This is a genomic window from Pigmentiphaga sp., from assembly GCF_033795525.1.
Lineage (GTDB): Bacteria > Pseudomonadota > Gammaproteobacteria > Burkholderiales > Burkholderiaceae_B > Pigmentiphaga.
This window is the reverse complement of record NZ_JARYGM010000016.1, coordinates 17,609-44,193: the sequence shown is the minus strand read 5'-3', so window position 1 is coordinate 44,193 and position 26,585 is coordinate 17,609. Positions and strand designations below refer to the sequence as shown.

Below are 26,585 nucleotides of genomic sequence, written 5' to 3'. Positions count from 1 at the left end.
CATCGATCTGGTCGTACGCCTTGGCTTCCCCGCCAAACTTGTTCGACAGCACCGTCGTGATCGCCGCCGTCAACGTCGTCTTGCCGTGGTCAACGTGACCGATCGTGCCAACGTTCACGTGCGGCTTGGTACGCTCAAACTTGCCTTTTGCCATGTTCTCTCTTCCTGCAGTTTGCCTGGAGGTTAAACGAATACTCTGCCCTGCGCCTTACTTGGCGCGAGCGCTAATGATTGCGTCGGCGACGTTCTTCGGCGCTTCCGCGTAATGCTTGAACTCCATCGTGTACGTGGCGCGACCCTGGGTCGCGGAACGCAGCGCCGTGGAGTAGCCGAACATCTCGGCCAGCGGGACCTCGGCCTTGATGATCTTGCCGCCGCCAACCATGTCGTCCATGCCCTGGACCATGCCGCGGCGCGAGGACAGATCGCCCATCACGGTACCGGCATAATCCTCAGGCGTCTCGACTTCCACGGCCATCATGGGTTCCAGCAGCACGGGGTTGGCCTTGCGCATGCCGTCCTTGAAGGCCATCGAGGCCGCCATCTTGAACGCGTTTTCGTTCGAGTCCACGTCGTGGTACGAACCGAAGAACAGCGTCACCTTGACGTCCACCACCGGGTATCCGGCCATCACGCCGGCCTGCAGGGTTTCGATACAACCCTTCTCGACCGCCGGGATGAATTCGCGCGGCACCACGCCGCCCTTGATGGCGTCGACGAACTCGAAACCGCCACCGGGCTCGAGCGGCTCGATCTTGAGCACGACGTGACCGTACTGGCCGCGGCCGCCCGACTGCTTGACGAACTTGCCTTCGGACTCTTCGCAGACCTTGCGGATGGTTTCGCGGTAGGCCACCTGCGGCTTGCCGACGTTGGCCTCGACACCGAATTCGCGCTTCATGCGGTCGACGATGATCTCGAGGTGCAATTCGCCCATGCCCGAGATGATGGTCTGGCCCGACTCCTCGTCGGTACGCACGCGGAACGACGGATCTTCCTGAGCCAGGCGGTTCAGGGCGATGCCCATCTTCTCCTGGTCGGCCTTGGTCTTGGGTTCGACGGCCTGCGCGATCACGGGCTCGGGGAACTCCATCTTCTCCAGCGTCACGATGGCTTCGGGGTCGCACAGGGTTTCGCCCGTGGTGACTTCCTTCAGGCCGACCGCGGCGGCGATGTCGCCCGCCAGCACTTCCTTGATCTCGTCGCGCTGGTTGGCGTGCATTTGCAGCAGACGGCCGATACGCTCTTTCTTGCCCTTGATCGCGTTGTAGACCGTATCGCCCGAGGACAGCACGCCCGAGTAGACGCGGATGAAGGTCAGCTGGCCGACGAACGGGTCGGTCATGAGCTTGAACGCGAGCGCCGAGAACTTTTCCTTGTCGTCCGCCTTGCGGATGACCGGCTGGTCGTTGGCATCGGTGCCCTCGACGGGCGGGATGTCGACCGGCGACGGCAGGTACTCGACGACGGCGTCGAGCATGGCCTGCACGCCCTTGTTCTTGAACGCGGAGCCGCACAGCATGGGCTGGATTTCGCCGGCGATGGTGCGCTGGCGGATGGCCGACTTGATCTCGGCTTCCGTCAGTTCGCCCGTTTCCAGGTACTTGTTCATCAGCTCTTCGGACGACTCGGCAGCGGCCTCGACCAGCTTCTCGTGCCACTCGTTGCAGGTGTCCACGAGATCGGCGGGGATGTCGCCGTACTCGAACTTGGTACCCTGGCTGGCTTCGTCCCACAGGATCGCCTTCATCTTGACCAGGTCGACCACGCCCTTGAACGAATCCTCGGCGCCGATAGGCACTTGCAGGGGCACCGGATTGGCCTTCAGGCGCAGGCGCATCTGCTCGTACACCTTGAAGAAGTTCGCGCCGGTCCGGTCCATCTTGTTGACGAACGCCAGACGGGGGACGCCGTACTTGTTGGCCTGGCGCCAGACCGTCTCGGACTGGGGCTGCACGCCGCCCACGGCGCAATAGACCATGCACGCGCCGTCGAGCACGCGCATCGAGCGCTCGACCTCGATCGTGAAGTCCACGTGCCCCGGGGTGTCGATGATGTTCAGGCGGTGCTCGGGAAAATTACCGGCCATGCCCTTCCAGAAGCAGGTCGTGGCGGCCGAGGTAATCGTGATACCGCGCTCCTGCTCCTGCTCCATCCAGTCCATCGTCGCGGCGCCGTCGTGCACTTCGCCGAGCTTGTGGTTGACGCCCGTATAGAACAGGATACGTTCGGTGGTGGTGGTCTTCCCTGCGTCGATGTGCGCAGAGATGCCGATGTTGCGGTAGCGCTCGATCGGGGTCTTGCGGGCCATGATCGGATTTCCTTGATGACGGGGCTAGTCGGCCCGCGACGATCGGCCGCGGGCCATGAAAAACAAAAGGTGCCGGATTACCAGCGGAAGTGGCTGAAGGCCTTGTTGGCCTCGGCCATCTTGTGCGTATCGTCGCGCTTCTTGACCGCGCCGCCGCGCCCTTCCGCGGCGTCCATCAGCTCGCCTGCCAAACGCAGGTCCATGGACTTTTCGCCACGCTTCTTGGCGGACTCGCGGATCCAACGCATGGCCAAGGCCAGGCGGCGCACGGGGCGCACTTCAACCGGCACTTGGTAGTTGGCGCCGCCCACGCGACGGCTCTTGACCTCGACGATGGGCTTGACGTTGCCGATCGCCTGACCGAACACCTCGATGGGGTCTTTGCCGGTCTTGGTCTGGATCTGGTCGAGGGCGCCATAAACGATGCGCTCTGCAACGGCCTTCTTGCCGGAGAGCATCACGACGTTCATGAATTTGGCGAGTTCCACGCTGCCGAACTTGGGATCGGGCAGGATTTCACGCTTGGGTACTTCGCGACGACGAGGCATTTCTACTTCCTATGTCTTCAGTTGAACCGCCGGCTTTCGCCTGCGGCCGTGGCCGGTCCAGAGAGCTTGCGCCCCGACGGGCCCCTTACTCGTGCCGCCCTGCAAACCAGGACAGGACGCGGCGACGTAACGTTGTTGCTTGGTTGCTGCTTGCGTTATTGCCAGTGAAGGCAGGGCCGGACGATCAGGCCTTCTTGGGGCGCTTGGCACCGTACTTCGAACGTGCCTGCTTGCGGTCCTTCACGCCCTGCAGATCCAGCGAGCCGCGGACGATGTGGTAGCGCACGCCCGGGAGATCCTTCACCCGGCCGCCGCGCACCAATACCACCGAGTGCTCCTGCAGGTTGTGGCCTTCACCGCCGATATACGAGATCACCTCGTAGCCGTTGGTCAGGCGCACCTTGGCGACCTTACGCAGCGCCGAGTTCGGCTTCTTCGGGGTCGTGGTGTAGACACGGGTGCAGACGCCGCGACGCTGCGGGCTGCTTTCAAGAGCAGGCGACTTGCTCTTGGCATGACTGGATTCGCGCGGCTTGCGCACGAGTTGGCTGATAGTTGGCATAAGCCCTCTTCCGTAACCTTTCGGGGTCTGGGTTGGGTCTGAACCTACGTCACAAGGTGCAGACGTCTACAACAAGCCGCCCGGCAGCGCGGCCTCGCGCAAGAAGCCGCCACCGGGGAAAACCGGAAGAGGAAGCATGCACGGGCCGCCCGATCGTGCGGCATGAAAATCACCTGCTGGGGGAGGAACGCCGCGACGCGGCTCTTGAGAAAGGCAGAGCTGGCGAGATATCCGGGCGATTTATACCTGCCAGATATTGCAGTTCTGCACATCAAAGAACGCGCGGCCCGGGCGAGCCGACTCCAGAGAGCTTGCCATGATAGCCCGCACAATAACAAGCTGTCAACGCAGCGGCCGGGGATCCGATCGGGACCGGCGTCTCGCGGGCACAACGCTGTAACCGCGCAGGCATCGTGCCGGGTACGGCTGGCGCCGCCGGAGCGGTTTGCACGGGAAGGGACGCGCCTTCGGCCCAGTATACTGGGCGCGGCACGGTGCCGGGCCGGACGCGAAGCCCGCCTGCAGGCGCCTCTCGACCAGAAGACCCCCATGCCCCTGCGGTCCAGGCAGGTGCAGCTCACGATCAGGATGGACATGCAGTTGCAGACCTCTGACTCCACTTGCCCGGACAAACGCGCGTCCGCGCTGCCCCACCCTCCCCGACCCCACGCATGCTTGGCCTGATCTTGACCCTGGCCGTCCAGGCGACCGCCTCGATGGCGCTGCTGGCGCTGCCCATGGTCGCACCTGCGGTAGGAACGACGCTGGGAGTGTCCGCCGTTTTCGTCGGCTATTACATTAGCGTGGCCTATATCGGCGCCGTGCTGGGGAGCCTGGCCGCCGGCAGCCTGGTGCCGCGGTGGGGCGCCATCCGTGCCAGCCAGCTCGGGCTGCTGCTGATTGCGGCCGGGCTGGTCCTGTCCAGCAGCGCCCAGCTGGCGCTCATGCTGGCCGGCGCGCTGATACTCGGCTTGGGCTATGGCCCCATCACGCCAGCCAGCTCGCACCTGCTGGCCCAGACCAGTTCACCACGGCACATGGCGCTCATCTTCTCCCTCAAGCAAACCGGCGTGCCGCTGGGCGGCATGCTGGCCAGCGCGCTGGTTCCGCTGGTTGCCATGCGCACGGACTGGCAATGGGCGATAGGCGTGGTCGCGCTCGCCTGCGCCGCCTGCGCGATCGTGGCGCAGCCGTTGCGCCGCGGCCTGGACACGGGCCTGGCCGCACCCGATACCGCCGGCTCGCCGGGCATTCTGGCGCCATTGCGCCAGGTCTGGGCGCACCGCCCCCTGCGCTCGCTGGCGATATGTTCGCTCTTGTATTCCGCCGTGCAGGTCTCGCTCACCACCTATACGGTGACCTTCCTGCATGCCGAGCTCGGCATGACGCTCGTGGCGGCGGGGCTGGCCTCTTCCGTCTGCCAGCTCGCCGGGGTGGTAGGCCGTATCGGCTGGGGCTGGGTGGCCGACCGCGGGCTGGGCGCGCTCAGGACGCTGGCGCTGCTAGGCACGCTCAGCCTGGCGTGCTCCATTGTCGCGACCCTCATGCCCGCCACGATTTCAGCGCGCGCGTTGCTGGTCCTGCTGGGCGCATTCGGCGCCGCGGCCATCGGCTGGAACGGGGTCTACCTCGCGGAACTGGCCCGGCGCGCGCCCCAGGGCATGGCGGGCACGATTACCGGCGGGGCTTCGGCCATTACCTTCCTCGGGGTGGTAGCGGGCCCGCCTTTGTTCGGCCTGGTGTCGGACCTGAGCGGCAGCTATCGCGCCGGCTTTGCCATGCTGGCGCTGCCGCTCTGCTGGTGCGTCGTCCGGCTGTTCGCCGATAGCCGCCGAAGCCGGGCCTAGGCCGGGCGTGCCACTTGCGGCGGCCCCTCCACCACGGGCGCCGCCGCAGCCAGGAGTTGCGCCCGATCGCCGCTCAACGGGGGATAGACGCGCTGGCGGTTGATGATCCGCTTGGTCTCCTTGGCCGGCGCGCCAGCGGCGATCACCCGGCGGTCCCAGCCGTCGGTATAAACGGCGCCCCACGGCCCCAGGTCGAGTACGGTGGAGTACCGGTCTATATGCAGCGGCAACATGGGTTGGCCAATGAGGTCCGCCGCTACGTTGTGGCCGGCATGCCGGCCCATGGGCCGGCTGTGCTGGCAGGACATGACGGAGGCATGCGTGCCATCCAGCACCGCGCGGGCCGCATCCCCCGCGGCGAATACGCCCGGAACGCCCCGCACCCGCATGAACTCGTCCACCTCCAGGCGGCCAAGGGCGTCTTTCTGGCCGGGCAGCGCTTCGCCCAGCTCATGGGCCCGCAGGCCGGCACACCAGACGACAGTGGCGGCGTCGATCCGGCTGCCATCGGCCAGCGTCACGCCGCCCCGGTCCACCGAAGCGACCGCGATCCCGGTTCGGGTTTCGACTCTCAGCGCTGCCAGCGCCTTCGCAATCACGGTTCGCGCCTCGCCGCCCATGTCCGACCCGATGAAAGGACTGGCGTCGCCCAGGATCACCTGCGGTGCCGGCCGGTCGGACGCCTGGGCAGACAGTTTTCCGAGCCTGGCCGGCAATTCGCAGGCAAGTTCGACGCCGGTCAGGCCGGCGCCGACCACCAGTACGCGCAAGCGCTCAGGATCGCCTGCCTGGCCGGCCAGCCCGCGCAGATGGGCCTGCAGCCGCCGGGCTTCCTGGTAGGTGTCGATATCGAAGGCGTGCTCCTGCAGACCAGGGATAGGTGGCTGCCGCAGCCGGCTGCCCAACGCATACACCAATCGGTCGTAGTGCAGCACCTGCACGCCGGCATCCGTCCGCACGCGCACGGCCCGGTGTTCCGCATCGATGCCGGTCACCTCGCCACGGATACGCTCGACGCCGGCAGGATCCAGTACCTGGGCAAGCGGCACGATCGTCGCGTCCAGATCTTCTTCGTAGTTGCGCACGCGAATGCTATGGAAGTCGTTCTGGTCCACCAGCGTAACCCTGACCTCATCCGGACGGACACCGTGTTCGTCCAGCTTCCTGGCGGCCCCGACCGCGCTCCACAGTCCGGCGAACCCGCCTCCCAAGACAACGATGCGTTTCATCTGGATAGCTCCTTGGCAAGAGGATCGGGAGGTCCCGCCCGCCCTCCCGGCGATGGGGTCCGGCACGATCAATATCTGGATAGTTATTAACTAGATTATGGAAATTTTGATACGGTGTCCTTTGCTCGTCAACTACAATCTGGATCCGGAAAGTCCTGGTTTATCGGAAGGTACCTGACATGAGAATGAGCGAAGGCGTGGAATGGGGGCTGCATTGCTGCGTAGCGCTGGGCTGGATCGGCCAGGACCGGGTCGTCTCTACCGCCAGGCTGGCCGCCCGGTTCGGGCTGCCGGCGGCCTATCTGAACAAATCGCTGCAGGCCCTGGCCCGGGCGGGCATCCTGGCGTCCTCGGCCGGCCCCAAGGGAGGCTTCCGGCTGGCCAGGGCGCCTGCGGAGATCACGCTGCTGGACGTCGTCGATGCCATCGAGGGGCCGGAAGCGCCTTTCCGCTGCGCCGAGATCCGGCGACAGGGGGAAGGCGCGGCAAGCGCCGCCGAATGCCGGCGGCCGTGCGCCATTGCGTCGGCCATGCGCAGCGCCGAGGCAGCCTGGCGCCATGAACTGTCGCGCCAGACGATAGCCATGATGATGGAGCAGGCGCCGCGCAGCGCTGCCGAAAGAACCGTGCGTTGGCACGCCGGGGGCCCTGCCTGACGCCGCGCCGTTGCCCCCGCCTTCTGCGGCCGCGCCATCGTTACAACTCGTTTCACGAGGTAAGGAAGTTCATGCCGGGATAGCCAGGCTTCTTCGCTAGCATGGGGAATCTCGGGGGAAAAACGACAAATGCTCGTGCCTCTCCCTGTCAACCCAGGAGCCTTGCGATGAGCGACAAACTCTCTACTTCAGGACACAGCACCACCGGCGCGGGCGCCCCGGCCCCGAGCGACCGGAATTCGTTGACCGTCGGCCGCGACGGTCCCCTCGTCCTGCACGATGTCCACTTCCTGGAACAAATGGCGCACTTCAACCGGGAAAAAGTCCCCGAGCGCCAACCCCATGCGAAGGGCTCCGGCGCCTTCGGCGTATTCGAGACCACCGAGGACGTTTCCCGCTACACCAAGGCGGCGCTGTTCCAGAAAGGCTGTAAGACCGAGATGCTGGCCCGCTTCTCCACTGTCGCGGGCGAGGCCGGCAGCCCGGACACCTGGCGCGACGTGCGCGGCTTCTCGCTGAAGTTCTATACCACCGAGGGCAATTACGACCTCGTCGGCAACAATACCCCGGTCTTCTTCGTACGCGACCCGATGAAGTTCCCCCACTTCATCCGCAGCCAGAAGCGGCTGCCCGATTCGGGCCTGCGCGATGCCCACATGCAGTGGGATTTCTGGACGCTCAATCCGGAGACGGCCCACCAGGTCACCTACCTGATGGGCGACCGCGGCCTGCCGGAAACCTACCGCCACATGAACGGCTTCGGCTCGCACACCTACATGTGGGTCAACGCCGCCGGCGAGAAGTTCTGGGTCAAGTACCACTTCCACAGCCAGCAAGGCGTCAAGAACCTCAGCAACGAAGACGCCGCGCGCATTGCCGGCATGGACGCCGACTACCACCGGCGCGACCTGTTCGATGCCATCGCCCGCGGCGACCATCCCAAATGGGTGCTGTCGGTGCAGGTCATGCCCTATGCGGACGCCAAGACCTACCGCTTCAATCCTTTCGACCTGACGAAGGTGTGGCCCCACAAGGACTATCCCCTGATCAAGGTCGGCGTCATGACGCTGAACCGCAATCCCTCGAACTTCTTCGCCGAGATCGAGCAGGCTGCGTTCTCGCCGGGCAATACCGTACCCGGCATCGGCCTGTCGCCCGACAAGATGCTGCTGGGCCGGGCCTTTGCGTACAACGACGCCCAGCGGGCGCGCATCGGTACCAACTTCCATCAATTGCCCGTCAACCGGCCGCGGATTCCTGTCAACACCTATATGTTCGACGGCAACATGGCCTACGACCACGCGGGCAACGCCGCGACCTACGCGCCTAACAGCGAAGGCCGCAACTGGGCCGACCAGACCGGGGCGATGGACGAAAGCTGGGAGGCGGACGGCAGCCTGGTGCGTGAAGCCTATACGCTGCGCAAGGACGACGACGACTTCGGCCAGGCCGGCACGCTGGTGCGGGACGTCTTCGACGACGCCCAGCGCGAACGCCTGGTCGAGACGGTCGTGGGCACGCTCCGGTCCGGCGTACGGTCGCCGGTGCTCGAACGCGTTTTCGAGTACTGGAAGAACGTCGATGCGAACATCGGCCAACGCATCGAGGCGCGGTACAAGGACCGCTAATCCGGCCGGCAGACCCGGCGGATCTCCTCGATGAGAAGCTGCGCCCCGGGCGAAGAATGCCCGGGGGTGCGGCGCAAGATGCCCATGGAACGCTCGGTTCCCGGCAGCTCCACGGGCAGCGTCGCCAGTATGCCGGCCTTCAGTTCGTGCGGGAACAGCTGACGCGAAGCGGCAGTAATCATGTCTGTCTCGAGCAATAGGCCGCGGATGATGGAGATATCCGACGACTCCACCGCCACGCGCGGTTCGGTAAGCCCGTTCTGGGCCAGGCAGGCGCTCAGCGCTTCCCGCGTCGGCGTGCCGGGCCGCGACAGCACCCACGAAGCCTCCAGCAGATCGGCCAGGTCCAGCGCCTGCCGGCGTGCCAGCGGGTGATCGCTGCGGGCCAGGACCGCCATCGGTTCGCGCACCAGGTGCTCGGCCACCAAGGCCGTCTCCACCGGCTCGACCGGCAGCGCCCCGACGAGGAAATCCACGTCGCCCAGCCGCAAGCCCGTCGTCAGTGCTTCCATGGGCGCTTCCAGCGTCCGCACTTGCAGGCGGGGATGCGAGGCGAGGACACGCCCGATGGCAACCGGCAGCACGTACGGGCGGCTGAATGGCAACGCTCCCACGACCACCTGGCCTTCGATCACGCCCTTGAGCGCCGAGATCTCCGTTGCCGCCAGCCGCAGCTGCGCCAACGCCCGCTTGACGTGAGCCAGCAGCAATTCGCCGGATTCGTTCAGCGCGACGCCGGCGTGGGCGCGATCGAACAAGGGCACCCCGACACTGGCCTCGAGATCGTAGAGTGCCATGCTGGCTGCAGGCTGCGAGACGCCGACGGCCGCGGCCGCCGTGCTGATGTGCTTGCGCTCGGTGAAGGCGAAGAGCAGCTCGAGCCGCCGCTCATGCACGGCAAGCGAGAAGAAAGGCGCTGCGCGCAGCCGGGCGGCCGACTCCGGATAGCAGGCGCACAGGGCTTCGCTGGCCTCCTGCAGTTCGGCAAAGGCCAGCTCCACCCGCCGGAACAGCGCCTGGCCGAAGTCCGTCAATAGCCACTGGCGTGCGCCGCGTTCGAACAAGGCGACGCCGAACCACGACTCCAGCTCCTGGATCGATCGCGACACCGCCGACTGGGCGCGGCGAAGCTCTTCGCTGGCACGCGTCAGGTTGCCATGGCGGACCACCGCCAGGAAGGGCCGCAAGTGCTTGGTGTGCAGCATGCCGCTCGCGCCGGCGCCTAGCCGGCCGGCCAGCGGGGGCGATAGCGCTCGCCCGCGGCGTGGGCGACGTCGATCCGGCAGCAAAACGGCGCGGCGAAATGCGTGGGCAGCAGCAATATCCCGCTGGCCGCGGCGGCATCGAGCACCGCCAGCCGCGTGGCGAGACCCTGGACCGGATCGTCGTCGAAGACGGAGCACAATTCGGGATAAGGCAACTGAATCGGGTGGTGGATGACGTCGCCGCTGAACAAAGCCTGCTCGCCTGCCGCGCGCAGCCGGATCGTGGCATTGCCCGGCGTATGGCCTGGCGCCGGCTCGACCGTCAGCCGGTCATCCACCGCGTAGCCGTCGTCGATCAGTATGGCCTGGCCCGCCTCGACCACCGGCAGCACGCTGTCGCCGAACACGAAGCGTTGCGACTCGCGCGGGACGTAGTCCGGCCGGCGCTCGTCCCACCGGTCGAACTCGTCGCGCTTGAACAGGTAGCGCGCATTCCGGAAGGTCGGGACCCAGCGGCCATCCACCAGTCGGGTGTTCCAGCCGACATGGTCGGCGTGGAAGTGGGTGCACATGACGAAATCGATCTCATCCGGATGGGCGCCCGCGGCCGCCAGGCGTTCCAGCCAGGGCTCGTCGCGCATGTGGAAACGCGGATCGGACGGCCGGTTCTTGTGATTGCCGATACAGGCGTCGATCAGGATCTTGTGGCGCGGCGTGACGACCAGCCAGCTGTGGATGCTGGTGCGCAGCCTGCTGCTGGCGGGGTCGTAGAAATGCGGGACCAGCCAGTCCTGCTGGGCTTGCCACATATCGGGCCGCAGCGCCGGGAACATGCCGGTGCCGGGCAAGCCGGGACCGTGGTAGTCCTCGACGCGCGCGATCGATACGTCGCCGATGCGCAGGCGATGCATAGGAGCGGCGGCGAACAGCGAAGTCGCAATGTTCATGAAAACATTATCGCAAGAAGTAACCCGTCATCGGTCGTGTCCGATCGCAGCCCCGGCATGCTGGCCGAACAACCGCAGCAGTTCGCCGGCCGCCACCACCGAACCGAAATTGACCCGTACCGTGGACAAGGTGCCTTCGTGACCGGTCCGGTTCCCGCTTCCCACGCAGTCCTCCGCCACCACGATGTAGTAGCCGAGGAAAAAACCGTGGCGCAATGTCGAGTCCACGCATACGTTGGTGGCGACTCCGGTCATCACCAGGGTCTTGATCCCGCGGGCTTGAAACTGTTCGTGCAGGTTGGTGCCGTGAAAGCCGCTGAACGTGTGCTTATCGACCACCAGGTCGTCCGGTTGCGGACGGATCCGGAAGAAATCCGCGCCCCACGTCCCCTCCATGCAGCAGCCCTCGCCTTCGCGCATGGCAATGTGCGCATCGGCCAGGTATTTGTAGTCATATATCGACCGCAGCCACGCGACGGTGGCGCCGGCGTCCCGCGCGGCTGCGGCGAGCCGGCCGATGCGCTCGGCAATCGCCGCGTTCTCATCGACGCGGATGGGATTGCGGCCGCTTTCGGCACGAGTCCGTTGCAGGTAGCCGCCTTGCTCGCAGAAGTCGTTCTGCATGTCGACCACGACCAGCGCGGTATGGCGCGGCTGCACCTGCTCGGCGAGCGTGCGTAGGATGATGCTCATGGCTTGTTGCTCACCTCAACGGTCGGGCATCACCGTCCCGCACTTCTTGCAGGTGCGAAACTCGAGCGAGCCCCAGAAATTATCGTAGGCCCGCGACACGGGATCGGCACCGTAATCGCTGACGATGAAGGTTTCCTCGTGCAGCAGGTTGTCGCACGACGGGCAGAACCAGTGGAAACGGTCGATCTCCCCGGGCCGCCGCTTGCGTTCGATCACCAGCTGGAAAGCATCCGGCGGGAACCGCGGTGAATGCGGCACCATCGGAGGCTGGTACAAGCAATGCCCTTCCGGCACGACGGCCACCTTCTCGACGCCTTCCGGCGTCCGGTAGTGCAAATGCAGGTCTCCCTTGAGCGAGTATTGCATTTCATGGCTGGGATTCAGGTGGAACTCGCTGCGGTATTCGCGGCCCCGCGCCACGAAACAGAGGCAATCGTCGTCCTGCCACAGCGGATAGGTGCGCCGCTCGTCGGTGCTGCTCAAGTAGTCCATGACTTCCTGCAGATCGATCTGCGGCATCGACCATTGCAGACTGGGAAAGGTTTTCATCGGATGTCCTCGGATGTTCCGCTAAGAACCGGGAAAATGGCCGCTCAGGCGCCAACCGCTGGCCCGGAGACCGGGCTGGGGCGGGCCTCCTCGGCCAGCAGGCGCTCGATAAGCGCGCGTGACCGTACACCGCCGGAATCTATGCTCATATTCGTCAGCCGGCGTCCGGGGCATCGCGCGAGGTTGCGCTGCTGCGCCTCCAACACGTCCAGGTCTTCCTTGAAGATTCTGGCCTGCCCCTGACGGATCATTTCGGTAAGCGCTTCGTCGTCGATCTTGAAGTCGCGCGCCATGCCCCAGAAGTACCACATCGAGGTCTCGGTCTCGGGCGTAAGAAAGTTCACGACGATGCTCGACGCCTTGCGGCCGGGTGGCGCGTCATAGCCGCCAAGACCCGCGTGGGCCACCCCCACGTCGATCATGATGTGGCTTGGCGGCGAAAAGCGGCAGATTTGCCAACGGTCGCACAACAGGTCGTCGGCTACGCCATAGCCGCGCAGCGTGGCGGCCCAGAATGCGGGTGGCTTGATATTGTTCATGAAGCGACTGGTCACGACCTCGCTGCCCTCGACCTTGGTGGTCGGTGGAGCCTCCTCGATTTCCGCCTGCCCGATGCTGCCCGCGTGTACGTAGGTCTCGTGCGTCAGGTCCATCAGATTGTCGATCATCAGGCGATAGTCGCACGCGACGTGATAGAGGCCGCCACCGTAGACCCACTCCGGGTTTTCTCCCCAGTGTAGGTAGGGCAACTTCGCTGCGTCGGCCTGGGCCGTATCGCCCGGCCACACCCAGATGAAACCGTAGCGCTCCTCCACCGGAAAGCTCCGGATGGACGAGATGCCGCCCACGCGCTGACCCGCCATGGAAAGACACTTGCCGTCGGTCCCGACGACCAGCCCGTGGTAGCCGCATACCAGATTGCCGTCCGGACGGGTGAAACCCAGCGACAGGGCCGCCCCTCGATGGGGACAGAAATCCTCCAGCGCGGCGGGCTTACCGTCAGGGCCGCGGTAAAGCACCATTTGCTCGCCGCAGACCATACGGCCCAGCGGTTTGGAAGCGATATCGCCGGCCGCACAGGCCACATACCATGCGTTTTTCAAGAACATCCATGTCTCCTGCCGGGCAATCCCGTCGACGTGACCCGGATGCCGAGCGACCGGGCCTGATTGACCAAGGCATCCGCTGCGGCGCCACCCTCTCGTGTCTATTGGCCGAGGTTCAGGTTGAGTGTGCTGATCAGTTTCCTGAACTTGTCGATTTCCGAGCGCTGGAAAGCCGCCAGCTCCTGCGGCGTGCCGGCAACGATATTCACTCCGTCGCGCGTGAACGGATCACGCACTGCCGGATCGGCAAAGGCACGCGCAGTCGCGGCATGCACCTTATCCACGATGGGCTGGGGCGTGCCGGCCGGCGCAAAAAGCGCGAACCACAGAAGCAGTTCATATCGCGGAACGCCCGCCTCGGACACGGTCGGCAAGTCCGGCATGGCGGGCGAGCGCTCGGTCCCGGTCAGCGCAAGCCCCCGCAAGCGGCCGTCCCTGATAAGCGGCGCCGACAGAGCGATGCTGTCGACCAGGATATCCACGTGCCCGCCCGCGACATCCTGCAGCGCCTGCACCGGCCCCTTCGCCGGAATGTGCAGGAACTGGGCATCCGCCATCGACCCCAGCATTTCCATGCCTAAATGTCCGACCGTGCCGATGCCCGCGGAGGTATAGGTGAGCTTGCCGGGATTGGCCCTGGCCAGGGCCAGCAGGTCGCGCAATGTCGTGGCCTGCACCTTCGGTCCCACCAGCAGCACGTTGGGCACAGTGGCCACCAGGCTGACGGGCTCGAAGCTCTTGACGGGGTCATAGGGCAGCTTCATGAACGCAACGTTGACCGCAAGCGGCGCATTGGCACCCAAAAGGAACGTATAGCCGTCGGGGTCGGCCTTGGCCACATAGTCGGTGCCGATCGTGGCACCGGCGCCCGGCCGGTTCTCCACCACGACCGACTGCCCGAACGATGCGCCCAGTTGCTGGGCGATGACGCGCCCGATGCGGTCGGTCATGCTGCCAGCCGGAAACGGCACGACCAGTTTGATCAGACGGTTGGGCCAGCCTGCGGCCTCGCTCGCTCGAGCGGCAGCGGGCACAAACATCACGAGCGCGACAGCCACCGCCAGCAGGCGGCCTGCCGCCAGGAAAGAACTGTTCATGCCGAATCCCCCGATGAAAGGAAGAAAGGGAAGGCGGTCCGTTGCCCGCCTGCTTCTGCCATTCTCGTACGCTTGGCGTGCGGTCGCGCCGCAAAATGGTTCTTCCACTCGTCAATCTTCTTATGGCAGCTTCGAATGCCCGCTCTCATGAATGCCGGTACGAACGGATGACGTTCATCATGCTTCCCCGTGAACCCAGCGGCCACCCACCATCGTTGCCAGGCACGACAGCTCGCGCAGGGCATCCCCCTGCGCAGTGACCGGGTCGCCCGACAGCACCGCGATATCCGCATAGTGGCCGGGCACCAGCTGGCCCTTCTCCCGTTCCTCGAACGTCAGCCAGGCCCCCGCGCGGGTAACCAGCCGCAGCGCCACTTCGTTCGATACGATGCCGCCCGGCCCCATCACGCGCCCCGTCGTGCGCTCGCGACGCGTCGTCATGGACCACAGGCAGAAAAGGGGGTCGTAGGGCACCGAATCTGTTCCTGCTGCCACCGGTACGCCCAGCTCGAACAACTGCCTGGCCGGCGACAGGTAGTCCATGGCCTGCTCGTCGATGGTCAGGAAAGGCGTTCCGTGCTTCCACAGGTATTGCGCGGGAATCAGCGTCGTCGCCAGCCCCAGGCGCCGGATCGCCGTCAGGTCCTCGGGCGTGGAGCGGCTGATGTGTTCCAGTACCCAGCGCCGCTCGCCGATCGGGAAACGGCGCGCCACGCGTTCCATCACGGGCACGATCTTCGCGAGCTTGTCCGACACCACGGTGTGTACACGCAAGTCGTACTGTCCGGCCAACATGCACAAGGCCTCGAACTCCTCCGTGGAGTTGACCTGCTGCACATAGCCCGACCATCCCATGTAGTCCAGTTCGCGATGCTGGATCGCCCGCACGCACGGGTCGCCGCCGTGCGCTACGAATACGCCGGACACGCGGAACATGGCATCGCCCATGCCGCGCCCCCGCAGCAAGGGCATCCAGTCGCGCATGGCCAGCGCGGCTTCCTGCTCGTTACGCCAGCGCGGGCTGAGCGTCATCGCGGTACGCATGGTCAAGTCCCCATGCTCCCAGGCTTCGCGATAGGCCGCCAGCACTTCGGGCGCGCAACCGTGGCCTTCGTAGATACTGGTGATGCCCGCACGGTGATACAGCGCCATCGCCCGCAGGATGCCGTCGCGCCGCTGCACGTAGGTAAACCTCGGCACGGCTGGCAACAGGTCGGGCTCGAGGAGATGAACATAGCCCAATTCGGTGAACACGCCCAGCGGCTCGCCGCCCTCGTCCTTCTGGATCACGATGTTGGGCGAGGACGGCACCGTATCGCGGTCGATGCCGTTGAGCCGCAGCCCCAGGGAATTCATGGCCGCGTGGCATGGCGGCTGGCCCCAGTAGCCGCCGGGTGCCGGGATATAGACGGGATGGTCCGGCGCGACACTATCGAGCTCGTAGCGATTCGGCAGGCGTCCCTCTTGCAGGGTGGCATGCCCTTCGAAGTAATAGGGCGGCCCGCCTACGGGCATGGTCACTATCCATTCGCCCGCCCGCGTGTTGCGCGCCAGCGCCTTGATCCGTGCCAGCACATCGGCGATGCTGCGGGCCCCCTCCAGCGACGGTCGCAGCAATCGGGTGCCGATAGAATCCATGTGGGCATGCGCATCGTTGAAGCCGGGTATCAGCGTCGCTGCCGGGAAGTCCCTGACGACTGTATGCGGGCCGCGCAGTTCGAGCATGGCCTGCCGCGTACCGGTGGCGAGTATTCGCCCCCCGGCAATGGCAACCGCCTCGGCGCGGGTGCCGGCATCGTCGAGCGTCAGGACCTGGCCGGACAGGATATGGTCGGCGCGCATGCTCATATCTTCCCCACTTTCTTCATGACGTCATCCCGATAGCCCGGGTGGCGCGCCACGACGCGGCCGAACTCCGCCGGTCCGAGCGCCGTCGGCGTGAGCGACATCTCGGTCAGGCCGGGTCATTATCAGAAATCTGAAGGAGGCCAATGGCACAAAAGACTGACGCGCCGCCCGAATCTGCTTATGGGTGGACCGTATCTCCGCGCCCTTCACGAAACGTGACGCCCTCTTGCCCCGCGGGGCTCTAGGCATCTCCGTGCACAAGCCTTACCCTGCGCAGCCTGGAACAGGCCGCGGTCGCCGGACGCATCGTCCTCGACGACAATAGGCCTTCAGCAGCTGAGAGAACTCACAATGGAACCCTTTCGTTTGACCGCGACCGAGGCCTTGCGTCTGATCGCGAGCGGCAGGCTCGATGCCAGGACCTTGATGGAGTCGTGCCTGGAACGGATCGCCGCGCGCGAAACGCAAACCAGGGCGCTGGTGGATTTCGACCCTGCACCGGCCCTCGAGGCTGCGCAGCGTGCCGGTCCCGGCCGCCTGCATGGCATCCCTTTCGGCGTCAAGGACGTACTCGATACCGCCGACCTGCCGGCGCAATATGCCTCGGGCATCTGGCAAGGACACCGGCCACGGGCGGACGCGGCTGCAGTTGCCTGGGCACGCAGCGAAGGCGCGGTCATGCTGGGCAAGACGGTCACGACGGAGTTCGCCGTACGCAAGCCCGGGCCCACCACCAACCCGCACAACCCCGCGCACACCCCGGGCGGCTCGAGCAGCGGCTCGGCCGCCGCCGTGGCAGACTTCTATTTCCCAGTGGCAATCGGCACCCAGACCGCCGGCAGCACGATCCGGCCGGCCGCCTACTGCGGCATCGTAGGCTACAAGCCCACCTTCGGCCTGATTCCGCGCGCCGGCATGAAGCTGATGTCGGAAAGCCTGGACACCATAGGCGTCATGGCCCGCAGCGTAGCGGACTGCGCGCTGTTTGCCGGGGCAATGGCGCGGCGCGACCTGGGCGATCCGGAAAGAAAGACCGAACGCCTGCCGCGCGTCGGCATCTACCTATCCCCCGCCTGGGACGGGGCCCAGCCCGAGACCGTGGCGCTCGTCGAGCGGCTGCGGGACACGCTCGCAGGCCATGGCGTGCCGCCAGTTCCGTTCGAACTACCCGCAGAGTTCGACGCCTTGTACACCTCCTACCACACCACCGTGCAATTCCGCGAAAGCGCCATGTCGCTGGGCTGGGAGCTGGCCTACCGGCGCGAGGACATCAGCGCCGACCTGCGCGGACTGCTGGACCAGGGGCTGGCAACCGGCGAAGCGGCCCTGAATGCCGCCTATGCCGGCCAGGCGCGATGCCGCGAGGCGTTCGATGCGTGCCTGGGCGAGCTGGACTTCATCCTGACCCCGTCCGCGCCGGGACAGGCGCCAAAAGGACTCGCCGACACCGGCAGCTCGACGTTCAACCGGTTGTGGACGTCCTTGCACGTGCCCTGCGTAACGGTTCCGGCCGGCACGGGTCCGGACGGCCTGCCGCTGGGCATCCAGCTCGTGGCGCGCCGCGGCCAGGACGCCCAGTTGCTGGCCTGGGCGCGCTGGCTTCAGCACATCATGGCCTGAGGTCGAAGCGGGCCTCCCCGCGGGGCCCAGGCTTGGCGGGCTACGGCCGGCAGCCCGCCAGCGTCCCCTCCGGCAAAGCCGCGCAATGGTCGTAGATCGCCCCGGGCCGGGTAAACCAGATTTCCCCGCGGCGCGGGTGATCGGCGATGTACTGCAGGGCACGCCGCAAGGCGCGCAGGCGATAAGGCTGCCCCACCACCATGGCGTGCAGGGCCAGGCCGCACACCAGCGGCTGCTTGGCGCTTTGCTCCAGCATTTCCTCGAACTGGTCGATCAGCATCTGCTCGAACGCGGACGGCGTGGCATGCCGCACCAGCATTTGCGGCGAATCGTTCAATTCCAGCGGATACGGTACGGACATAATGCGTCCGCTGCGCGTCTTCATCCACAACGGCTGGTCGTCCGCCGGCCAATCCATCACGAACTTGAAACCCGCCTCCTGCAGCAGATCGGGCGTGACGTGGCTGACGGACATCCATGGCGCCATCCAGCCCCGCACCTGCTGCCCCGCCTTATCGGCGATCTCGTCGCGCACCAGCGCCAGGAAACGCGCCTCGTCCTCTTCCCACATCTGCCCGTGGCGCTCGGCGTTCGTGCGGCCATGGCCGATGATCTCGTCGCCGCGGCCATTGATGCCGGCGACGATCTCCGGCGCGTAGTCGAACAGCGAGGTATTGATCAGGTGCGAGGCCGGCAGGCCCAGGCTGTCGAACAGGTCGAACAGCCGGAACACCCCGACCCGGTTGCCGTACTCGGTCCAGCAAAAGGCGCGCTGGTCTGGTGCGGGAATGGGCACGGTCAGGTTATGGGTCAGTCCCGTCCCGAAAGCGAAGCGTTCGATGTTGAGGCCGATATAGAACGCCAGGCGCTTGCCCTCGGGCCAGCTGTAGTCGGTACGGGCGTTTATCGAGCTATAGGGGTAGCGATTGTGGTGGGGAAGGTGCATGGCGCTCACTCGTTGCGGATGTTCCAAAAATAATTATAATTCCAATATATGAACAAAAGACACTTTTAAGGATGGCTGAATGAAGCCGGGTACTTTCACGCACCACGCGCCCCGCACGCTGGAAGAAGCGCTCGCTATCCTGGCCGAAGTGTCGAACGACGAAGGCCGGGTGATCGCCGGCGGGCAGACCCTGGTGCCGGCCATGGCCCTGCGGCTCGCGCGTCCCAACCATCTGGTCGACATCAACGGCATCGAAGCCCTGCGCCGCTTCGAAACCGACGGGGCCTTCCTGCACATCGGCGCGTGCGTCCGCCACGCCCAGCTGGCCTCGGCCCCGGTCGCGGGCCCGCTGCGTGAGCTGTTGCGCGCCGTGATGCGCCATATCGCCCACCTGCCCATCCGCACGCGCGGCACTTTCTGCGGCAGCCTCGCCAATGCCGATGGCGCATCGGAATGGTGCCTGGTCGCGACCACGCTCGATGCCCACATGCAGGCGCAAAGCATCCATGGCATGCGCACCATCCCGGCCGCGGATTTCTTCCAGGGCTACATGACCACCGCGCTGGCCCCCGAAGAAATCCTGACCGGCGCCCGGCTGCCCGTCCTGGGCCCGGACACCCGATTCGGGTTTGACGAAATCAGCCGCCGCGCCGGCGACTTCGCGCAGGCCATGTGCCTGGCGGTCTTCGAGCTGCAGGGTGGCCTCATGCGCCAGGTCCGCATCGGCATCGGCGGCGTGGCAGGCCAGGCCCTGCGCGCGCCGCAGGCCGAGGCCGCCTGCGACGGCCAGCCGCCCGCAGCCGCCCTCTTCAAGCAGGTCGCCGCCGTGGCCGCGCGGAACGTCGAACCCACCATAGGCTCGTCCGAGGCGGAACTCGACTACCGGCGCGCGCTGGTCCGAACCTCCGTGGAACGGGCGCTCGCCCGCGCCGCCCGATTCACGCCCTGACCCAGGCACCGCCGGAACTCGCCATGTCCAAACGCGAAATCACCTTGTCGATCAACGGGGCGCAATATCCCATCACCGTCGAGCCCCGCAGGACGCTGGCCGACGCGCTGCGCGACGATTGCGGCCTGACCGGCACGCACATCGGCTGCGAGCACGGCGTCTGCGGCGCATGCACGGTACTGGTCGACGACCAGCCCGTGCGTTCATGCCTGATGTTCGCCGTCCAGGCCGAAGACTCGAAGGTCCGCACCGTCGAAGGGCTGTCCTGGGACGGCAAACTGACTGCGCTGCAGCAGGCGTTCATGGAGCGCCATGCACTGCAGTGCGGCTTCTGTACCGCCGGTTTCCTCATGCTGGCGACCAGCGTGCTCGAGCAAACGCCGGACATCGGCGACGAGGAACTTCTGGAGGCGCTGTCTTCGAACCTGTGCCGGTGCACGGGCTACAAAAACATCGTGGCCGCGGTGAAAACCGTCCGCGACGCCACCCGTTGAAGAGCTGCGCATGAACATCCACGCCTACCATGAGGTCGAGGCCGACGTGCAAGGCACCGGCGAGCATATCGGCCGCTCCGTTCAGCGCCTGGAGGACCCTCCGCTGCTCCAGGGCCAGGCTCGCTTCGCCGGTGATGTGAATTTCCCGCACCAGTTGCACATGCGTGTCGTGCGCGCACAGATCGCACACGGCAAGATCCTGGCGATCGACACCGAAGCGGCGCGCGCCATGCCCGGCGTGGTGGCGGTATGGACCGGCACCGACGTGGCGGACGTCCCGCCCATCCCGTACCGCGCCACGGCGCTCAAAGGCCTGGATCCCTACTGCCAGCCCATCCTGGCACAGGACAGAGTGCGCTACGTCGGCGAACCGGTGGCGGCGGTCTTTGCCACTGATCCATACCTGGCCGAAGACGCCGCCGACATGATCTGGCCCGAGATCGAGCCGCTGCCCGTGCTGCTCGATGCGTCGGCCGAACCCGGCGAGTTCGCAGCGGGTCACTCTACCGAGCCCGCGGTCATCCGCAAGGGCTACGGCGATATCGACCAGGCCTTCGCCGCCGCCCATGCGGTCGTGGCGCTGGATCTCGCCGTCGGCCGCCACTCGGGCGTGCCGCTGGAATGCCGTGGCGCGGTCGGTCGCTATGACGCCGCCCATGACGTGCTGGAAATGTACGGCGGCGCCAAGAAGAACCACTGGAACCGCGATGAAATGGCCAAGATGCTGGGACGCAGTCCCTCGCGCTTCCATGTCCAGGGGGACCACGTCGGCGGAGGATTCGGCGTGCGCGGCGAGCTTTACCCGGAGGACGTGCTCGTGTGCCTGGCGGCCCTGCGGCTGAAGCGCCCGGTCAAGTGGATCGAGGACCGGCGCGAACATCTCATGGCCACCAACCATTCGCGCCAGCAGCGCCACCAGATCGAGGCCGCCATCGATGCCCAGGGCCGCCTGCTGGGGATCCGCAACCGCATCTACCACGACAACGGTGCTTATGTACGCACCCACGGCGCACGGGTGGCCGACATGGCGGCGGGCTTGCTGCTCGGCCCGTATCGGGCTCCGGCCTATACGGTAGAGGCCCATTACCGCCTGACCAACAAGACCCCGTGCGGCACCTACCGCTCGCCGGGGCGATACGAGACCACCTTCGTGCGCGAACGCCTGATGGACGCCATCGCCCAACACCTGGGCCTGGACCCGGTCGAGGTGCGCCGCCGCAACCTGATCCGCAGCGACGAAATGCCTTATGCCCGGCCACTCGATGCGCTGGGCACCGACGTCGTGCTGGATTCCGGCGACTACGCCGGCCTGCTCGACAAGAGCCTCGCGCGGATCGGCTGGGATCAAGCCAAGGCCGACGTGGCCCGCCGCAAGGCCGCGGGCGAGCGGGTGGGGCTGGGCTTGGCAATGTTCGTCGAGAAGTCCGGCCTGGGGCCTTCCGACGGCGTGCGGATCACGGTCGATACCAGCGGCGCGGTGGAGCTCGTAACCGGCGCCGCATCGGTCGGCCAAGGCATGGAAACCGTGCTGGCGCAGATCTGCGCCGACGGCCTGGGCATCGACTACCGCCGCGTGCGCGTCGTGCACAGCCGCACCGACCTGATCGAATTCGGCAATGGCGCCCATGCCTCGCGCGTCACCGTCATGTCGGGCTCGGCCACCCAGATTGCGACCGGCAAGCTGCGCGAACAGGCGCTCGACATCGGCGCAGAAATGCTGGGCGTCTCTTTGCAGGACGTCGACATGGCGCAAGGCTGCGTGTTCCTGCGCGACCAGCCCGACGGCCGCCGCATCCGGCTCGAGGAAATCGCCCGCTACGTCCACGCCGGCTCGCGCACGGTCGGCCGGCGCCCCCCCGGGCTTCGCGCCGAAGGCTGGTTCTACAGCGAACACATGAACTACCCCTATGGCGTGCACGTGGCCCAGGTCTGCATCGATCCCGGCACGGGGCACGTCAAGGTGGAACGTTATCTGGTGGCCTACGACGTCGGCCGCGCCGTCAACCCCATGCTGATCGACGGGCAGATCGTCGGCGGCCTGGCCCAGGGACTCGGCGGCGCGCTGTACGAAGCCTTCACCTATGACGAAAGCGGGCAACCGCTCAATACCACCTTTGCCGACTACCTGATGGTCACCGCGAAGGAGATGCCGGAACAGGTCGACGTGATGATCACCGAGGACGCGCCCAGCCCGCTGAACCCCCTTGGGCTGAAAGGTGCCGGCGAAGGCGGCACCAACGCCGTCGGAGCCGCCATTGCCGCCGCCGTGGACGATGCGCTCGATGCACCCGGCTTCGTTACCGAACTTCCCGTCACTCCGATGGCCATCCATGCCCTGCTGAACGTTCGGCAGGCCGATTCCTGAAACGCCCGCCCCCGCCGCCGCGGGGGCTTCCCTACCACGATGATGATCAATACGACTCTCACGCTACTGAGTGCCTCGCAAATCCGCGCCTTCTACGCCGCCGGGTACTGGTCCGACCAGACCATCTACCTGGCCGCCCGGGAGCAAGCCCGGCGCAACCCCCAGGCCTATGCCATCCGCGACCGCCGCCGGCGGCTGACCTACGGCGAGCTGATCGCCGCAGCGGACGGGCTGGCGGCTGACCTGCATGCGGCCGGCGTGCGCCCCGGGCAGCGCGTGGGCGTCTGGATGCCCAGCCGCGTGGAGACCGCCATCGCGCTGCTGGCCTGCTCGCGCAACTCCTACACCTGCTGCCCTTCGCTGCATCGCGACCATACCGCGGGCGATATCGCCGGGCTGATGAAGCGGGTGCGCGCCGCGGCGTTCATCGGCGAGACAGGCTACGGCGCCGATGCCAGGCGGCACGACATCTTCGAACTGCTGAAGGAACAGGACAGCCTGCGCCGCGTGATCCGTATCGAGCGCGTGGCCGACGACACCAGCGGCATCATGCTGCCCAGCTGCGCCGAATCCCAGCCCGAGCCTTCGGACGACCCCAACCGCGTGGTCTACCTGGCCTTCACCTCGGGCACGACGGGCCAGCCCAAGGGCGTCATGCACAGCGACAACACCTTGCTGTCGAATGCCCGCGCCATGGCCAAGGACTGGTCTTTCGGTTCCGAGTCCGTGCTCTATACCATGAGCCCCCTCAGCCACAACCTGGGCTTCGGCGCCATGATCTCGGCTTTCGCTACCGGCGCCGAGCTGGTAGTGCACGATCAGCCGCGCGGAACCAGCATTCTGGATCGCCTGCTCGAAACCGGCAGCACCTTCCTCTTCGGCGTGCCCACGCACGCCATCGACCTGCTCTCGGAACTGCGCGAGCGCGAGGCCAGCAACGTCGGCCGGCTGACGGGGTTCCGGATCTCGGGGGCGTCGGCGCCCAAGGAAGTGGTGGCCGAACTGTTGCGCTACGGCGTCAAGCCGCAAAGCGGCTACGGCATGACCGAGGCCTGCTCGCATCACTACACCCTGCCGGACGATCCGCCCGAGCGCATCATCCAGACTTCGGGCAAGGCCTGCGAAAACTACGAAGTGAAGATCTGGTCGATCGACGACCCCAACCGCGAAGCCGCGCCAGGCGAGATCGGCCAGATCGGCGGCCGCGGCGCCAGCCTGATGCTGGGCTATTTCGACGACCAGGCCGCGACCGAAAGCTCGTTCAACCAGTCCGGCTGGTTCATGACAGGCGACCTCGGCAAGCAGGATGCCGATGGCTACCTGGTCATCACCGGCCGCAAGAAAGAACTCATCATCCGGGGGGGTCACAACATCTATCCCGCCCGCATCGAGAACCTCACGCTGCAGCATCCGGCGGTCGCGCGCGCGGCGGTCGTACCCGTGCCCGATACCCGCCTGGGCGAGAAAGTCTGCCTGGCCTATTCGCTGCGCGACGGCCAGTCCACCACTTTCGATGAACTGCTGCGCCACCTGGACGCCTCGGGCCTGTCGCGCTATGACATGCCGGAATACATGGTGGAGCTCAAGGACATCCCGCTGACCGCCAGCGGCAAGATCTACAAGCGGGCCCTGGTCGACGACGTGCAGCACGGCCGCCTGAACGTCACACCGGTGCGCTTCCAGCCGGCACAACAGGCATGAGCACGCCCTCCGCCGCGGAAGCGCTGGCCCGCCTGCGCCACGAACTGGCCCACCCGCCCTTCCACGCCGTACTGCGGCCGCAGGCACTGGAAGCCGACCCGGCGACCGGCCGGGTCGCCGTGCGCCTGCCGTACCGGCCGGATTTCGGCCGCGCGGCCGGGTCCGGCCACGTGCACGGCGGAGTCATCGCAGCACTCATCGATTTGACGGCGCATGCCGCCGTTGCCGTCCAGACGCAGCGCATGGCCCCGACCATAGACCTGCGCATCGACTACCTCCGTCCGGCGCCGGCCGGCGACCTGATCGCCCGCGGCCATACCTTGCAGCTGGGTAGGACGATCGCCCGCACCGACGTCGAAGTCGTCGACGCCGCCGATGGGCGGGTCGTGGCCGTCGGCCGGGGCACCTTCAGCGTCCACGTTCCATCACCCAAGGAATAAACCCATGCGCGCAGCCCTCATCCATGAGTTCGGTCCCGTCGAATCCTTGCGCGTCGCAGACACGGCCGATCCGGTAGCCGGGCCCGGCCAGGTCGTCGTGGACGTACGGGCCACCGCCATCAATTTCGTCGACACGCTGGTCATCACCGGCAAGTACCAGTTCCTGCCGGACCGTCCCTTCGCGCCGGGCAAACTGCCGACCGGCATCGTCAGCGCCGTCGGCCCGGGCGTCGAGACCCTGCGCGCCGGCGATCGCGTGCTGACGCTGGCCGAGCACGGCGGCTACGCGGAGAAAGTGGCCGTCGCGGCCAAGGATTGCTTCGCTCTGCCCGACTCGCTCTCGTTCCCCGACGCGGCCGCCATGTCGCTGGCTTTCGACACCGCGTGGTTCGCGCTATGCGAACGCGCGCGGGCCAAGCCCGGAGAAACCGTGCTGGTTCTCGGCGCGACCGGCAGCGTCGGCCTGGCGAGCATCCAGTTGGCCAAGGCCTACGGGCTGCGCGTGCTGGCCGGGGTGTCCAGTGCCGCCAAGGCCGGACAGGTACTCGCGGCCGGGGCCGACGGTATCGTCGACCTGTCGCGTCCGCAACTGATCGACAGCCTGCGCGAGCAGGTTCGCGAACAGACCGCCGGCGCGGGCGCCGACATCGTCATCGATCCGCTGGGCGGGGACATTTTCGACGCCGCGATCCGGGCCGTCGCGTGGCGCGGCCGTCTGGTCGTGGTGGGTTTCGCCGCCGGACGCATCCCCACCCTGAAGGTCAACTACGTCATGCTCAAGAACATGGAAGTCAGCGGCCTGCAGGTCAGCGACTACCGCAAGCGCACGCCCGACGAGATGGCGCATTGCATCCACGAGATCTTCCGGCTGTATGCCGAAGGCAAGCTGAACCCCGGCAAGGTCACGACCTATCCGCTGGAGCGGGTCGCCGAAGCGCTGGCACATCTGCAGAACCGCAGCGCGCCCGGCCGGCTGGTGTTGACCATGGAGGCCGGGTCATGAGCGTTTCCGCAAGCACCGAAACCCTGATTGCCGAACTCGTTACCGCCAACCACATACTGGCCAACGAGAATGTCCTGGATGCCTTCGGCCACGTCAGCGTGCGGCACCCGGAACGCCCCGGGCATTTCCTGATGTCCTGCTCGCGCGCGCCGGAGCTCGTGCGAGCGCCAGACATTCTGGAGTATGACGAGCGGTCGCAGCCGGTCGACACCCAAGGTGAATCGCTCTACATCGAGCGCTTCATCCACGGTGAAATCTACCGCGCCCGTCCCGACGTCCATGCCGTCTGCCACCACCACGCGGCGGCCATCATGCCGTTCTGCATCAGCGGCACGCCGCTCGTCCCGGTCTATCAGCATGGCGCCTTCATGGGAGAGCAGGTGCCGTTCTGGGACAGCCAGGACGAGTTCGGCGACACCAACCTGCTCCTGAGCAATACCGATCACGGCGCCTCGCTGGCGCGCGCCCTCGGCCCACACTGGTGCGTACTGATGCGGCGCCATGGTGCGACGGTCGTCGCCCGCAACCTGACGGAACTGGTGTTCCGCGCGGTCACCAGTTGCGCCAACGCCCATTTCCAGCACCAGGCACAACTACAGGGCCACGTCGACCGCCTGACGCCGGGTGAAGTCAGCAAGGCATCCCAGATCGCGCCCTCCGCGATGGCCCGCGCGCGCAACTACTGGCAGTCGCGGCTGAAGTAACCGGCACCCGGCCTTCGTCGGGCCGAGTGGCCAAGTTCGACCAGGAAAGTCAAAAAACGGTCTATTTACCAAAATTGGAACGCAACTTGCTTAGGTGGCTCCGTCGGTACTTGCCTGGCCGTCCCCTTGCACCCTTT

The 26,585-nt window shown here is 66.3% G+C and carries 24 protein-coding genes; 11 read left to right on the top strand and 13 right to left on the bottom strand.

The annotated features are described in order from the left end of the window. The 4 genes from QHC78_RS20440 to rpsL form a co-directional block, all read right to left on the bottom strand. Window positions 1-154, bottom strand: a 154-nt coding sequence (locus tag QHC78_RS20440) for a GTP-binding protein (protein WP_319747893.1), incomplete at its 3' end; no start/stop codon positions are given. 54 nt (window positions 155-208) lie between these two features. After that, complete coding sequence (fusA, locus tag QHC78_RS20435; protein WP_319747891.1) at window positions 209-2,311, bottom strand: elongation factor G; 2,103 nt, start codon at window positions 2,309-2,311, stop codon at window positions 209-211. 77 nt (window positions 2,312-2,388) lie between these two features. Beyond that, entirely contained in the window at window positions 2,389-2,859 is a 471-nt protein-coding gene (gene rpsG, locus QHC78_RS20430; protein ID WP_319747889.1) for a 30S ribosomal protein S7, read from the bottom strand. 184 nt (window positions 2,860-3,043) lie between these two features. After that, complete coding sequence (gene rpsL, locus QHC78_RS20425; protein WP_087779991.1) at window positions 3,044-3,421, bottom strand: 30S ribosomal protein S12; 378 nt, start codon at window positions 3,419-3,421, stop codon at window positions 3,044-3,046. A 671-nt stretch (window positions 3,422-4,092) separates the two neighbouring features. Here rpsL and QHC78_RS20420 point away from each other — a divergent pair. Beyond that, window positions 4,093-5,268, top strand: coding sequence for an MFS transporter (locus tag QHC78_RS20420; protein WP_319747886.1), 1,176 nt, complete (start codon window positions 4,093-4,095; stop codon window positions 5,266-5,268). Here the strand turns inward: QHC78_RS20420 and QHC78_RS20415 are convergent. Further along, a complete protein-coding gene (locus tag QHC78_RS20415; RefSeq protein ID WP_319747885.1) occupies window positions 5,265-6,497 on the bottom strand; it encodes an NAD(P)/FAD-dependent oxidoreductase in 1,233 nt (410 codons plus the stop codon). The genes QHC78_RS20420 and QHC78_RS20415 overlap by 4 nt on opposite strands. A 179-nt stretch (window positions 6,498-6,676) precedes the next feature. Between QHC78_RS20415 and QHC78_RS20410 the strand changes: the two genes are divergently transcribed. Beyond that, complete coding sequence (locus QHC78_RS20410) at window positions 6,677-7,153, top strand: RrF2 family transcriptional regulator (RefSeq protein WP_319747883.1); 477 nt, start codon at window positions 6,677-6,679, stop codon at window positions 7,151-7,153. A gap of 167 nt (window positions 7,154-7,320) precedes the next feature. Further along, window positions 7,321-8,781 carry a catalase gene (locus QHC78_RS20405; RefSeq protein ID WP_319747881.1) on the top strand — a complete coding sequence of 487 codons (1,461 nt, stop codon included), beginning with the start codon at window positions 7,321-7,323 and terminating at the stop codon, window positions 8,779-8,781. Here QHC78_RS20405 and QHC78_RS20400 read toward each other — a convergent pair. From QHC78_RS20400 to QHC78_RS20370, 7 genes are all read right to left on the bottom strand, one after another. Continuing rightward, window positions 8,778-9,986 (bottom strand): LysR family transcriptional regulator, encoded by a 1,209-nt coding sequence (locus QHC78_RS20400; RefSeq protein WP_319747879.1) that lies wholly within the window; start codon window positions 9,984-9,986, stop codon window positions 8,778-8,780. The two genes, QHC78_RS20405 and QHC78_RS20400, sit on opposite strands and share 4 nt — an antisense overlap. Window positions 9,987-10,003: 17 nt before the next feature. Continuing rightward, window positions 10,004-10,933 carry an MBL fold metallo-hydrolase gene (locus QHC78_RS20395; RefSeq protein ID WP_319747877.1) on the bottom strand — a complete coding sequence of 310 codons (930 nt, stop codon included), beginning with the start codon at window positions 10,931-10,933 and terminating at the stop codon, window positions 10,004-10,006. A gap of 27 nt (window positions 10,934-10,960) precedes the next feature. Further along, entirely contained in the window at window positions 10,961-11,626 is a 666-nt protein-coding gene (locus QHC78_RS20390; protein ID WP_319747875.1) for a cysteine hydrolase family protein, read from the bottom strand. Window positions 11,627-11,641: 15 nt separating this feature from the next. Continuing rightward, a complete protein-coding gene (locus QHC78_RS20385) occupies window positions 11,642-12,175 on the bottom strand; it encodes a 3-hydroxyanthranilate 3,4-dioxygenase (RefSeq protein ID WP_319747873.1) in 534 nt (177 codons plus the stop codon). 44 nt (window positions 12,176-12,219) lie between these two features. Next, window positions 12,220-13,284, bottom strand: coding sequence for an aromatic ring-hydroxylating dioxygenase subunit alpha (locus QHC78_RS20380; protein ID WP_319747871.1), 1,065 nt, complete (start codon window positions 13,282-13,284; stop codon window positions 12,220-12,222). 98 nt (window positions 13,285-13,382) lie between these two features. Further along, on the bottom strand, window positions 13,383-14,378 hold the full coding sequence (locus QHC78_RS20375; protein ID WP_319747869.1) for a tripartite tricarboxylate transporter substrate binding protein: 996 nt from the start codon (window positions 14,376-14,378) through the stop codon (window positions 13,383-13,385). 177 nt (window positions 14,379-14,555) lie between these two features. Then, window positions 14,556-16,220 carry an amidohydrolase gene (locus QHC78_RS20370; RefSeq protein ID WP_319747868.1) on the bottom strand — a complete coding sequence of 555 codons (1,665 nt, stop codon included), beginning with the start codon at window positions 16,218-16,220 and terminating at the stop codon, window positions 14,556-14,558. A gap of 357 nt (window positions 16,221-16,577) precedes the next feature. Here QHC78_RS20370 and QHC78_RS20365 point away from each other — a divergent pair, with 357 nt between their 5' ends. Then, window positions 16,578-17,846: an amidase gene (locus QHC78_RS20365; RefSeq protein ID WP_319747866.1), complete on the top strand. Its 1,269-nt coding sequence runs from the start codon at window positions 16,578-16,580 to the stop codon at window positions 17,844-17,846. Between the two features lie 40 nt (window positions 17,847-17,886). Here QHC78_RS20365 and QHC78_RS20360 read toward each other — a convergent pair whose 3' ends face one another. Then, window positions 17,887-18,792 (bottom strand): polysaccharide deacetylase family protein, encoded by a 906-nt coding sequence (locus tag QHC78_RS20360; protein WP_319747864.1) that lies wholly within the window; start codon window positions 18,790-18,792, stop codon window positions 17,887-17,889. A 79-nt stretch (window positions 18,793-18,871) separates the two neighbouring features. Here QHC78_RS20360 and QHC78_RS20355 point away from each other — a divergent pair, with 79 nt between their 5' ends. From QHC78_RS20355 to QHC78_RS20325, 7 genes are read left to right on the top strand one after another with little or no spacing between them, the layout of a single operon-like run. Then, window positions 18,872-19,741, top strand: coding sequence for an FAD binding domain-containing protein (locus tag QHC78_RS20355; RefSeq protein ID WP_319747862.1), 870 nt, complete (start codon window positions 18,872-18,874; stop codon window positions 19,739-19,741). Between the two features lie 23 nt (window positions 19,742-19,764). Beyond that, window positions 19,765-20,235, top strand: a complete 471-nt coding sequence (locus QHC78_RS20350) for a (2Fe-2S)-binding protein (protein WP_319747860.1) — start codon at window positions 19,765-19,767, stop codon at window positions 20,233-20,235. A 10-nt stretch (window positions 20,236-20,245) separates the two neighbouring features. Beyond that, complete coding sequence (locus QHC78_RS20345; RefSeq protein ID WP_319747858.1) at window positions 20,246-22,600, top strand: xanthine dehydrogenase family protein molybdopterin-binding subunit; 2,355 nt, start codon at window positions 20,246-20,248, stop codon at window positions 22,598-22,600. A 39-nt stretch (window positions 22,601-22,639) separates the two neighbouring features. Beyond that, the gene (locus QHC78_RS20340) at window positions 22,640-24,301 is read left to right on the top strand and encodes a class I adenylate-forming enzyme family protein (protein ID WP_319747856.1); all 1,662 of its coding nucleotides are present in this window, start codon (window positions 22,640-22,642) and stop codon (window positions 24,299-24,301) included. Further along, a complete protein-coding gene (locus tag QHC78_RS20335; protein WP_319747854.1) occupies window positions 24,298-24,741 on the top strand; it encodes a PaaI family thioesterase in 444 nt (147 codons plus the stop codon). Before QHC78_RS20340 ends, QHC78_RS20335 begins: the two co-directional genes overlap by 4 nt. 4 nt (window positions 24,742-24,745) lie before the next feature. Further along, complete coding sequence (locus tag QHC78_RS20330; protein WP_319747851.1) at window positions 24,746-25,744, top strand: NADPH:quinone oxidoreductase family protein; 999 nt, start codon at window positions 24,746-24,748, stop codon at window positions 25,742-25,744. Beyond that, the gene (locus tag QHC78_RS20325) at window positions 25,741-26,448 is read left to right on the top strand and encodes a class II aldolase/adducin family protein (protein WP_319747849.1); all 708 of its coding nucleotides are present in this window, start codon (window positions 25,741-25,743) and stop codon (window positions 26,446-26,448) included. The genes QHC78_RS20330 and QHC78_RS20325 overlap by 4 nt, the downstream gene beginning before the upstream one ends. Window positions 26,449-26,585: the final 137 nt, after the last annotated feature.